Source organism: Streptomyces sp. CRN 30, assembly GCF_034105845.1.
This window is the reverse complement of the sequence record NZ_JAVRHI010000458.1, coordinates 1-9,745: the sequence shown is the minus strand read 5'-3', so window position 1 is coordinate 9,745 and position 9,745 is coordinate 1. Positions and strand designations below refer to the sequence as shown.

General features: G+C 73.7%; 8 protein-coding genes. 6 read left to right on the top strand and 2 right to left on the bottom strand.

Going from position 1 to position 9,745, the window contains the following annotated elements; translation table 11 throughout:
* Positions 1-205: 205 nt before the first annotated feature.
* From mmpB to UW392_RS51940, 4 genes are all read left to right on the top strand, one after another.
* Entirely contained in the window at positions 206-334 is a 129-nt protein-coding gene (mmpB, locus tag UW392_RS51955) for a morphogenic membrane protein MmpB (protein ID WP_320782435.1), read from the top strand.
* A 48-nt stretch (positions 335-382) separates the two neighbouring features.
* Complete coding sequence (locus UW392_RS51950) at positions 383-1,003, top strand: nucleoside triphosphate pyrophosphatase (RefSeq protein WP_320782434.1); 621 nt, start codon at positions 383-385, stop codon at positions 1,001-1,003.
* Between the two features lie 356 nt (positions 1,004-1,359).
* Complete coding sequence (locus UW392_RS51945) at positions 1,360-3,132, top strand: acetyl/propionyl/methylcrotonyl-CoA carboxylase subunit alpha (RefSeq protein ID WP_320782433.1); 1,773 nt, start codon at positions 1,360-1,362, stop codon at positions 3,130-3,132.
* Between the two features lie 168 nt (positions 3,133-3,300).
* Positions 3,301-3,933 (top strand): TetR/AcrR family transcriptional regulator, encoded by a 633-nt coding sequence (locus UW392_RS51940; protein ID WP_320782432.1) that lies wholly within the window; start codon positions 3,301-3,303, stop codon positions 3,931-3,933.
* 109 nt (positions 3,934-4,042) lie between these two features.
* On the opposite strand, the gene UW392_RS51935 is transcribed toward UW392_RS51940, so the two are convergent.
* Both UW392_RS51935 and UW392_RS51930 read right to left on the bottom strand, forming a co-directional pair.
* Positions 4,043-5,014 carry a DeoR/GlpR family DNA-binding transcription regulator gene (locus UW392_RS51935; RefSeq protein ID WP_320782431.1) on the bottom strand — a complete coding sequence of 324 codons (972 nt, stop codon included), beginning with the start codon at positions 5,012-5,014 and terminating at the stop codon, positions 4,043-4,045.
* Between the two features lie 167 nt (positions 5,015-5,181).
* Positions 5,182-6,630 carry an NAD(P)H-quinone dehydrogenase gene (locus UW392_RS51930; RefSeq protein ID WP_320782430.1) on the bottom strand — a complete coding sequence of 483 codons (1,449 nt, stop codon included), beginning with the start codon at positions 6,628-6,630 and terminating at the stop codon, positions 5,182-5,184.
* Positions 6,631-6,798: 168 nt separating this feature from the next.
* On the opposite strand from UW392_RS51930, the gene UW392_RS51925 reads away from it, so the two are divergent.
* Positions 6,799-7,623 carry a purine-nucleoside phosphorylase gene (locus UW392_RS51925; protein ID WP_320782429.1) on the top strand — a complete coding sequence of 275 codons (825 nt, stop codon included), beginning with the start codon at positions 6,799-6,801 and terminating at the stop codon, positions 7,621-7,623.
* Positions 7,624-8,000: 377 nt separating this feature from the next.
* Entirely contained in the window at positions 8,001-9,644 is a 1,644-nt protein-coding gene (locus UW392_RS51920) for a phospho-sugar mutase (RefSeq protein WP_320782428.1), read from the top strand.
* Positions 9,645-9,745: the final 101 nt, after the last annotated feature.

Genomic DNA, 9,745 nt, shown 5'->3' with positions numbered 1-9,745 from the left:
GCCGCGGGACTCCTGGGCCGACCCGGCCCGCGTCGCCGCCCACCGGCTGCCGCCGCCGGGCCCGACGGCGTGGCGTCGCACGTTCTGGCCGGCCTGAGCCGTCCGTCGCCCGTGTCCCGCCGGGGGGCGCGGGTACCGGCGGGTACGGCAAGTTGAGTACGCGTACTCAGGCGCCGTGACCGGCGCCGGTCGCAGCATCGGTTACATGCTGTGGTCCGACCCGGAGAACGAGCCGCCGAAGGAGCTGCGCGACATGCAGGCCATGCTGCGGCGGCTGGGTGTTCTCGTGGCGCTGGTCATGGTGGTCTCGATGCTGGTGATCGGCGTGGGGTGAGCACCGTCCCGCAGGGCACCGCCCGGAGGCCGCCGATACCCTGACCGCATGACCGCTCAGCCGCGCCGCCGCCTCGTGCTCGCCTCCCAGTCCCCCGCCCGGCTCGGGCTGCTCCGCCAGGCCGGACTCGCCCCCGAGGTGATCGTCAGCGGGGTCGACGAGGACGCCGTGACCGCCCCCACCCCCGCCGAACTGGCGCTCGCGCTGGCCGAGGCGAAGGCCTCCGTGGTGGCGGCCCGGCCCGAGGTGAGCGGCGCACTCGTGATCGGCTGCGACTCGGTGCTCGACCTGGACGGCCAGGCACTCGGCAAGCCCGCGGACGCCGAGGAGGCCACCGCCCGCTGGAAGTCGATGCGCGGACGGGCGGGCACGCTGCAGACCGGGCACTGCGTGTGGGACACCGCGAGCGACCGGTACGTCTCCGCCACGGCGTCCACCGTGGTCCGCTTCGGCGAGCCCACCGACGAGGAGATCGCCGCGTACGTCGCCTCCGGCGAGCCCCTGCACGTCGCCGGGGCCTTCACGCTCGACGGCCGCTCGGCGCCGTTCATCGACGGCATCGAGGGCGACCACGGCAACGTCATCGGGATCAGCCTCCCCCTGGTGCGGCGGCTGCTGCACCGGCTGGACGTCGGCATCACGGAGCTGTGGGCGCCCGCGGCGGGGTGAGCGGGGCCCCGCGGTGACGCCGTCCGCCCCCGTGCCGCCGACGGGACATCGCGCGCGCTACCAGCGGGTAGGTAAGGGGGCAGGGGGCCCGACGGCGGCAAAGAATCGTTGGGCCATTAGTAGGGACTCCACAAAGAAACCCCGGTGCCCGCAGCATGGCCTCACAGAGACCTCGACCACACCTGAGGGCTAGGGTTTTCCGGAGGAGTCCCGCGTGATGCGTCGCGACAAGGGATTTCACCGGTCGAGCGAGCCTCGGGTCACGCTCCGTGTGGGCAAGCTCACCATTGAGGACGGGTCGAAACGCCGTGTCGGCAGTCCCTAAACTCGGCTTGTTTCAAGGAGAGGGAGCCATCGTGCGCAAGGTGTTGATCGCCAACCGTGGCGAAATCGCTGTCCGCGTCGCCCGGGCGTGCCGGGACGCCGGGATCGCGAGCGTGGCCGTGTACGCCGACCCGGACCGGGACGCCCTGCACGTCCGCGCGGCGGACGAGGCGTTCGCCCTGGGCGGTGACACCCCGGCCACCAGTTACCTGGACATCGCCAAGGTGCTCCAGGCGGCGAAGGACTCGGGCGCGGACGCGATCCACCCCGGCTACGGGTTCCTCTCCGAGAACGCGGAGTTCGCGCAGGCCGTGCTGGACGCCGGCCTGATCTGGATCGGCCCGCCGCCGCAGGCCATCCGCGACCTGGGCGACAAGGTCGCCGCCCGGCACATCGCGCAGCGCGCGGGCGCCCCGCTGGTCGCCGGCACCCCCGACCCGGTGAGCGGTGCCGAGGAGGTCGTCGCCTTCGCCGAGGAGCACGGGCTGCCGATCGCCATCAAGGCGGCCTTCGGCGGCGGCGGCCGCGGCCTGAAGGTCGCCCGCACCCTGGAGGAAGTGCCGGAGCTGTACGACTCGGCCGTCCGCGAGGCGGTCGCCGCCTTCGGCCGGGGCGAGTGCTTCGTGGAGCGCTACCTCGACAAGCCGCGCCACGTGGAGACCCAGTGCCTGGCCGACAGTCACGGCAACGTGGTCGTCGTCTCCACCCGTGACTGCTCCCTCCAGCGCCGCCACCAGAAGCTGGTCGAGGAGGCCCCGGCGCCGTTCCTCTCCGAGGCGCAGCTCGCCGAGCTGTACTCCTCCTCCAAGGCCATCCTCAAGGAGGCCGGCTACGTCGGCGCGGGCACCGTGGAGTTCCTGGTCGGCGCGGACGGCACGATCTCCTTCCTGGAGGTCAACACCCGGCTGCAGGTGGAGCACCCGGTGACCGAGGAGGTCGCCGGCATCGACCTGGTGCGCGAGATGTTCCGCATCGCCGACGGTGAGGAACTCGGCTACGACGACCCGCCGCTGCGCGGCCATTCCTTCGAGTTCCGCATCAACGGCGAGGACCCCGGCCGCGGCTTCCTGCCCGCGCCCGGCACGGTCACCCGCTTCGACGCCCCCACCGGCCCGGGCGTGCGCCTGGACGCGGGCGTGGAGGCCGGCAGCGTGATCGGTCCGGCCTGGGACTCCCTGCTGGCCAAGCTGATCGTCACCGGCCGCACCCGCAAGGAGGCGCTGGAGCGCGCCGCCCGCGCCCTGGACGAGTTCCAGGTCGAGGGCATGGCCACCGCCGTCCCGTTCCACCGCGCGGTGGTCCGGGACCCGGCGTTCGCCCCCGAGCTGACCGGCTCCGAGGAGCCGTTCACGGTGTTCACCCGGTGGATCGAGACCGAGTTCGTCAACGACATCAAGCCCTTCACGGCGCCCGCCGACGGTGAGGCCGAGGACGGGACCAACCGCGAGACGGTCGTCGTCGAGGTCGGCGGCAAGCGCCTGGAGGTCTCCCTCCCGGCCTCGCTGGGCATGTCCCTGGCCCGCACCGGCCTCGCCGCCGGCGCCAAGCCCAAGCGGCGCGCGGCGAAGAAGTCCGGCCCGGCCGCCTCCGGCGACACCCTGGCCTCGCCGATGCAGGGCACCATCGTCAAGGTCGCCGTCGAGGAGGGCCAGGAGGTCCAGGAGGGCGACCTGATCGTCGTCCTGGAGGCGATGAAGATGGAGCAGCCGCTCAACGCCCACAAGGCCGGCACCGTCAAGGGCCTGTCCGCCGAGGTCGGCGCGTCCCTCACCTCCGGCGCCGCCATCTGCGAGATCAAGGACTGAGCGGCACCACCACGTACGAGCACGCCGGGGCGCCCGGCGGACCGGGAAGCAGCCGGTCCGCCGGGCGCCTTCGTCCGTCACCGCCCCGGGCCGGCCACCCGTCCGGGCGGCGCGGTGGCATGCTGGAGGCCGTCCGGCCTGGTGTGTCGAGGGAAGCGGGTGAGGGCCATGGCGCGTACGGCCCCGGAGGGGACCGCGAAGGCGGGTCCGCCGGCGTTGGGGCGTCCACCGCGACAGCGGCGGGCCGACGCACGGCGCAACCACGAGCGGCTGGTGCAGGCGGCGCGCGCCGCCTTCGCCGCCGGTGGCACGGACGCCTCCCTGGAGGACGTGGCGAAGCGGGCCGGTGTCGGGATCGGCACCCTGTACCGGCACTTCCCGAACCGGCACGCCCTGCTGAGCGCGGTCTTCGCCGACGCGGCGGAGCAACTCCTGGCGCGCTCGCGCGAGTTGCTCGACGATCCGCAGCCGTGCGCGGCGCTCGTGGCGTGGCTGCGCGAGATGATCGGCCACGCGGGCGAGTACCGGGGGCTGGCCCGGGCGCTCATGACGGTCTCGTCCGCCGCCTCGGCGGACCGCGCGTCGGAACTCGCCCGGTGCGGCGGCCCGATCCGGGAGGCGGGCGGCGCCCTGCTCGCGCGTGCGCAGGAAGCGGGTGACGTACGCGCCGAGGTGGAGATCGGCGACCTCCTCCAGCTCACCCATGCGATCGCCCTCGCGGCCGAGGAGAGCCCGGACGACTCCGGGCTGGCCGACCGGCTGCTCACCCTCACCCTCGGCGGGCTGCGCCCGCGTCCGTGAAACGGCGGGCCCGGTACTTGCGCACCGGGGGTCCGGGTGATCCGCCGGGGGCCGGCCGGCACGGAGAGTGACCGCCCGGGTTCCGGGCGGGACTCCCCGCACCAGCTCGTCAGCGGCGCCGGAGGTCCGCCACTCTCGCCCGCTCCCGCTCCCGCTCCCGCTCGGCACCGGGGGACTGGTCGCCCAGCACCCCGGCCGTGCGCAGTCCCGGGTTCCCGCCCGGGACCTGGCCGCGGCGCGGGCCCGGAAGGGGGACGTCCCGGCGCCGTGAGGAGGACGCCGGGACGGGATCACCTCCCGCGGCTCCGGCGACCGCGATCTGGACCCCCTGGTCCGCGAGGGCCTGGAGCTCGGTGGCCGCGCGGTCGTCGTGGCCCGGCGGCTCGTCGGTCACCAGCCGCGTGATCACGTCGGTCGGCACGGTCTGGAACATGGTGTCCGTACCGAGCTTGGTGTGATCGGCGAGGACCACCACCTCCGCGGCCGCCTGCACCAGGGCGCGGTCGACGGAGGCCGAGAGCATGTTGGACGTGGACAGTCCCCGCTCGGCGGTGAGCCCGCTCCCGGAGAGGAACGCCCGCGAGACCCTGAGCCCTTGTAGGGACTGCTCCGCCCCGGAGCCGACCAGGGCGTAGTTGGAACCGCGGAGGGTGCCGCCGGTCATCACGACCTCCACGCGGTTGGCGTGGGCCAGCGCCTGCGCCACCAGCAGGGAGTTGGTGACGACGGTCAGGCCGGGCACCCGCGCGAGCCGGCGCGCCAGCTCCTGCGTGGTGGTGCCCGCTCCGACCACGATGGCCTCGCCCTCTTCGACGAAGCCCGCGGCGAGGTCGGCGATGGCCGTCTTCTCGGCGGTCGCGAGATGGGACTTCTGCGGGAAGCCGGACTCCCGCGTGAAACCGCCCGGCAGTACCGCACCGCCGTGCCGGCGGTCGAGGAGTCCTTCTGCCTCCAGTGCGCGCACGTCCCGCCGTACGGTCACTTCGGAGGTCTGGACGACGCGGGCGAGTTCACGGAGCGACACGGCACCGTTCGCTCGCACCATTTCGAGGATCAATTGGCGACGTTCTGCAGCGAACACGAAACTGACAGTAACGCGGTCGACCGTCTACTTTCAGCAGTTTGCGCCGAATAACAGAAGTTGTTCGCGCGGTAGTACGCGAAGTGGTATATGCGCCTGCCTGTTGGGCCCGTCCCGCGCACGGGGCCGCCAACTCCCCGCGGTGCGCGGGGAGTCGGGCGGTCCGCTCAAGCCCCGCCGGTCTCCTTGCGGTTGTGCAACTGCCGGGCCACCTCGGCGATCGACCCCGAAAGGGAGGGATACACGGTGAACGCGTTCGCGATCTGTTCGACGGTCAGGTTGTTGTCCACCGCGATCGAGATCGGGTGGATCAGTTCCGAGGCGCGCGGCGCGACCACGACACCACCCACGACGATCTCGGTGCCGGGCCGGCAGAAGAGCTTCACGAAGCCGTCCCGGATGCCCTGCATCTTCGCGCGCGGGTTGCGCAGCAGCGGCAGCTTCACCATCCGGGCGTCGATCCGGCCCGCGTCCACGTCGGCCTGCGTGAAGCCGACGGTGGCGATCTCGGGGTCGGTGAACACGTTCGACGAGACCGTCTTCAGGTCCAGCGGGTTCACGGCGTCGCCGAGGAAGTGGTACATGGCGATCCGGCCCTGCATGGCGGCCACCGAGGCGAGCGCGAAGACCCCGGTCACGTCACCCGCCGCGTACACGCCGGGGGCCGTGGTCCGGGAGACCTTGTCGGTCCAGACGTGCCCGGACTCGCGCAGCTTGACCCCGGCCTCCTCCAGGCCCATCCCCTGGCTGTTCGGGATCGCGCCGACGGCCATCAGGCAGTGCGTGCCGCTGATGACCCGGCCGTCGGAGAGGGTGACCTCGACCCGGTCGCCGACGCGCTTGGCGGACTGGGCGCGGGAGCGGGCCATCACGTTCATGCCACGGCGCCGGAAGACGTCCTCCAGCACGGCGGCGGCGTCCGGGTCCTCGCCCGGCAGCACGCGGTCCCGGCTGGAGACGAGCGTGACCCGCGAGCCGAGGGCCTGGTAAGCGCCGGCGAACTCGGCACCGGTGACACCGGAACCGACGACGATGAGCTCCTCGGGCAGCTCGTCGAGGTCGTACACCTGCGTCCAGTTGAGGATGCGCTCCCCGTCCGGCTGAGCGTCGGGCAGCTCCCGCGGGTGCCCGCCGGTGGCGATCAGCACCGCGTCGGCGGTGAGCGTCTCCTCGCTCCCGTCGGCGGCGCGCACCACGACCTTGCGCGACCCGTCGAGCGCCTGCTGCCCGTCCAGCCGGCCGCGCCCACGCATCACGCGCGCCCCCGCACGCGTCACGGACGCCGTGATGTCGTGCGACTGGGCGAGCGCGAGCCGCTTCACCCGCCGGTTCACCTTGCCGAGGTCGACGCCCACCACGCGCGCGGGGGAGTCGATGTGCGGAGTGTCGTCGGCGACGATGATCCCGAGCTCCTCATAGGAGGAATCGAAGGTCGTCATCACCTCGGCGGTGGCGATGAGGGTCTTGGACGGCACGCAGTCGGTGAGCACCGACGCCCCGCCCAGGCCGTCGCAGTCGACGACGGTCACCTCCGCGCCGAGTTGCGCGGCCACCAGGGCCGCTTCGTATCCGCCGGGTCCGCCACCGATGATCACGATCCGAGTCACGTACTCCATTGTCCCGCACGCCACGCGCGGTGGTGCCCCGGGGGCACCGGAGGCTCCGCGCGACGCAAGGGACACACGACGCACTCCCCCACGCCGCCGAGAACGACCAGGCAACGATCCCCCCTCGTGACCCTCGTCATCTACGCGCGTAGGCCATGACCGGCTACCCTCGTCCGCGTGAACGCATCTCTCCTTCCGGACGACATCCAGGGCGACCCGTACGCCGCCGCCGACGCCGCCGCCACGCGCCTGCGCGAGCTCACGGGCGCCGAGACCCACGACGTCGCCCTCGTGATGGGCTCCGGCTGGGCTCCGGCCGTGGACGCGCTCGGCGCACCCGAGGCCGAGTTCCGGGTCACCGAGCTGCCCGGCTTCCCGCCCCCCGCGGTGGAGGGCCACGGCGGCAGGATCCGCTCGTACAAGATCGGCACCAAGCGCGCGCTCGTCTTCCTGGGCCGCACCCACTACTACGAGGGCCACGGCGTCGCGGCCGTCGCGCACGGCGTCCGCACCGCCGTCGCCGCCGGCGCCAAGACCGTCGTCCTGACCAACGGCTGCGGCGGCCTCCGCGCGGACATGCGCCCCGGCCAGCCGGTCCTGATCAGCGACCACATCAACCTCACGGCCACCTCCCCCATCGTCGGCGCCAACTTCGTCGACCTCACCGACCTCTACTCCGAGCGCCTGCGCACCCTGTGCAAGGAGGTCGAGCCCACCCTGGAGGAGGGCGTCTACGCCCAGTTCACCGGCCCGCACTACGAGACCCCGGCCGAGATCCGCATGGCCCGCACGATCGGCGCGGACCTGGTCGGCATGTCGACGGTCCTGGAGGCCATAGCGGCCCGCGAGGCGGGCGCCGAGGTCCTCGGCATCTCCCTGGTCACCAACCTCGCCGCCGGCATGACGGGCGAGCCCCTCAACCACGAGGAGGTCCTCCAGGCCGGCCGCGACTCCGCCACCCGCATGGGCTCCCTGCTGGCCCGGGTGCTGGACCGCATCTGACGGACGCCGGGCCGTACGGCCGGACAGCGCCGGAAGCAGGACCCCGTACGCACCGGCAGCCGCGTACGGCGAGGAGGGGGCGTGCCGGGGGGGTGTCCGCGCGCAGCGGCCGGCTGTCCACCACCGAGCACCCCCCAAGGCCCCACGGAACCCGCCGGACCGAGCACGGACGCCCCCGGCGCGCACCCGCCCCACGACGAACCACAGGCACCCTGGCCACGACGGCGGGAAAGCACGGCACGCACACCCGCCCGCGCCCCACCGAGGTGCCCGAGCCCGCACGACGGGAACCCGTCAAGGGCGCACCCCAGCGAGCACTCCGCACAGCCCAGCGGAGCGCGAGCGCACCCGTACGAACAAGAGAGGCTGGACCCGACGTGCAGGACGAACTCATCGCGCGGGCCAAGACGTGGCTGGCCGAGGATCCCGACCCGGACACCCGCGAGGAACTGGCCAAGCTCATCGACGCCGAGGACACCGCGGAACTCGCGGAGCGCTTCCGCGGCACCCTCCAGTTCGGCACCGCGGGCCTCCGCGGCCCCCTGGGCGCCGGCCCGATGCGCATGAACCGCGCCGTCGTCATCCGCGCCGCCGCGGGCCTCGCCGCGTACCTCGAGGACAACGGCCACACCGGCGGCCTCGTCGTGATCGGCTACGACGCCCGCCACAAGTCCGCGGACTTCGCCCGGGACACCGCCGCCGTGATGACCGGCGCGGGCCTGCGCGCCGCCGTGCTCCCCCGCCCCCTCCCCACCCCGGTCCTCGCCTTCGCCATCCGGCACCTCGGCGCCGTCGCCGGCGTGGAGGTCACCGCGAGCCACAACCCGCCCCAGGACAACGGCTACAAGGTGTACCTGGGCGACGGCTCCCAGATCGTCCCCCCGGCGGACGCGGAGATCGCCGCCCGGATCGACGCCGTGGGCGCCCTGGACGACGTACCGCGCCCGGACTCCGGCTGGGACACCCTCGACGACGGCGTCCTGGACGCCTACCTGGCCCGTACGGACGCGGTCCTCGCCCCGGCCTCCCCGCGCACGGCCCGCACGGTCTACACGGCGATGCACGGCGTCGGCAGGGACGTCGTCCTCGCCGCCTTCGCCCGCGCCGGCTTCCCCGAGCCCGTCCTCGTCGCCGAGCAGGCCGACCCCGACCCGGACTTCCCGACCGTGGCCTTCCCCAACCCGGAGGAGCCCGGCGCGATGGACCTGGCCTTCGCGACGGCACGGGCCACGGACCCGGCCCCCGACCTGGTCGTCGCCAACGACCCGGACGCCGACCGCTGCGCCGTCGCCGTACGCGACAGCGACAGCGGCGACTGGCGGATGCTCCGCGGCGACGAGGTCGGCGCGCTGCTCGCCGCCCACCTGGTGCGCCGCGGGGCGCGCGGCACGTTCGCGGAGTCGATCGTCTCGTCCTCCCTCCTCGGCCGGATCGCCGAGCAGGCGGGCCTGCCGTACGAGGAGACGCTCACCGGCTTCAAGTGGATCGCCCGCGTCGAGGGCCTGCGGTACGGGTACGAGGAGGCCCTCGGCTACTCCGTCGACCCCGAGGGCGTCCGCGACAAGGACGGCATCACCGCCGCGCTGCTCGTCACCGAGCTGGCCTCCGTGCTGAAGGAGGAGGGCCGCACGCTGCTCGACCTCCTCGACGACCTGGCGGTCGAGTACGGCCTGCACGCCACGGACCAGCTCTCGGTCCGCGTCGAGGACCTGTCGGTCATCGCGGACGCCATGCGCCGGCTGCGCGAGCACCCGCCGGCCCGGCTCGCGGGCCTGCCGGTCACCGCGGCGGAGGACCTGACCCGGGGCACGGCCACGCTGCCGCCCACGGACGGCCTGCGCTACACGCTGGACGGCGCCCGGGTGATCGTCCGCCCGAGCGGCACGGAGCCCAAGCTGAAGTGCTACCTGGAGGTCGTCCTCCCGGTCGCCTCGCACGACGGCCTCCCGGCGGCCCGTGACAGGGCCGCGGAGCTGCTGGCCGCGATCAAGCGGGACCTCGCGGAGGCGGCGGGCATCTGACCGCCCCGCGCCCGACCGACCCCCCAGCGCACCCCACCCGCACGCCCGGCGCCCACCACCCGCGCCCGGCGCACCGACGCGCGAAGCCCCGGACCGTTCTC

What these genes read in the sequence shown, in the direction of transcription:
- UW392_RS51950 (WP_320782434.1), top strand. Translation starts at nt 383, where the DNA reads ATGACCGCTCAGCCGCGCCGCCGCCTCGTGCTCGCCTCCCAGTCCCCC.
- UW392_RS51940 (WP_320782432.1), top strand. Translation starts at nt 3,301, where the DNA reads ATGGCGCGTACGGCCCCGGAGGGGACCGCGAAGGCGGGTCCGCCGGCG.
- mmpB (WP_320782435.1), top strand. Translation starts at nt 206, where the DNA reads ATGCTGTGGTCCGACCCGGAGAACGAGCCGCCGAAGGAGCTGCGCGAC.
- UW392_RS51930 (WP_320782430.1), bottom strand. Translation starts at nt 6,630, where the DNA reads ATGGAGTACGTGACTCGGATCGTGATCATCGGTGGCGGACCCGGCGGA.